This is a genomic window from Streptomyces bambusae (assembly GCF_019400985.1).
GTDB lineage: Bacteria > Actinomycetota > Actinomycetes > Streptomycetales > Streptomycetaceae > Streptomyces > Streptomyces bambusae_A.
Genome location: NZ_WTFF01000651.1, coordinates 1 through 1,206 on the forward strand (window position 1 = coordinate 1; position 1,206 = coordinate 1,206).

The following is a 1,206-nucleotide window of genomic DNA, read 5'->3' on the forward strand; positions in this document are numbered from 1 at the left end:
GGGGGCGGCGGCTCGGGGGGGGGCGGAGCCAGGCCCGGTCCGCCCGCCGCCGGGGTGCTGCCGGGCACGGCCGGTCCGCCCGGGGCGGGGACGCCCGGTCCGCCCGGAGCGGTGGCGGTCCAGGATGCGCCCGACGGGGCGGGGCGCAGGGGGATCGTCGGACGATCGGATCCGGCCGGAGCGGGCGGCGGTACGGAGACGTCGTAGCCGCAGACTCCGCAGAAACGGTCACCCTCCTCCAGGGGTTCGGCGCAGCTGGGGCAGCCCGACGGCCGATGCATCGACATCACTCACACCCACGTCCGGGGACGGAAACGGTTTGCCCGTTCCACCAGTTCGATCCTCTCCTCGCCACGCTGCGCCAGGCGGGCCAGGACGCGGTACGAGCGCTCCAGGCCGAAGCGCAGGCCCCGCTCGTCCAGTTGACTGCCGAGCAGCGAGGTCCGGCCGGGGTCGGCACCCCGGCTACCCGACAGTACCCAGTCCAGGGCCGTGCCCAGAACTTCCGCGCGCAGCCGCTCGTGGCGCACGGCGTCCAGTCCGAACCGCTCCAGCTCCGCCACCTGCCCGGCCGCCGCCACCAGGTCGGGCAGCAGGGCCTCCTGCGGTGACCGGTCGCGCAGGCGTGCGCGTACGGCTGCCACCCGTGCGGCGGTGTGGTGGATCGACGCCTCCGGTACGGATTCCAGCGTGCGCACGGCTCCGTCCCGGTCCCCGGTGGCGAGTTGGACCCGGGCCAGGCCGAAGGCGGCGCTGACGAAGCCGGGGTCGGTGCTCCAGACGAGGTGGTAGTACTCGGCGGCGTTGTCCAACTGGCCCAGGACCTCGGCGCACAGCGCCAGCGCGAGCTTCGGCGCGGGCTCGCCGGGGAAGGCGTCGTAGACCGCGTCGAAGGACAGCGCCGCCGTCGCGTCGTCGCCGGTGGCCAGGGCGGCGACGCCGCGGGCCCAGACGACCCGCCAGTCGTCGGCATGGCGGACCTCCAACTCGGCCAGCGCGCGCAGTGCCACGTCCGGTTCGCCGAGCTCCAGCCGGGCCCGCAGCTCGCGCAGCCGCAGCTCGGCGGAGTCGGCGGGGGCGGCGGCGAGGGCGCCCAGGAGGTCGCCGGGGGCGGAGGAGAGCAGGCCGGCGAGGAAGCCGGCGTTCGGGTCGGCGGGGTCGACCAGCGGCACGGGCAGCGCGAGGGCGGTGCCGCCGGGCTCCAAC

2 protein-coding genes are annotated in these 1,206 nt (G+C 76.5%); both read right to left on the reverse strand.

What is annotated here, in order from left to right; translation table 11 throughout:
• Positions 1 to 287: zinc-ribbon domain-containing protein (locus GPJ59_RS36325; protein WP_374201016.1), on the reverse strand; the 287-nt coding region annotated here is incomplete at its 3' end.
• 3 nt (positions 288 to 290) lie between these two features.
• On the reverse strand, positions 291 to 1,206 hold a 916-nt coding region (locus GPJ59_RS36330; protein WP_258025444.1), incomplete at its 5' end, for a tetratricopeptide repeat protein.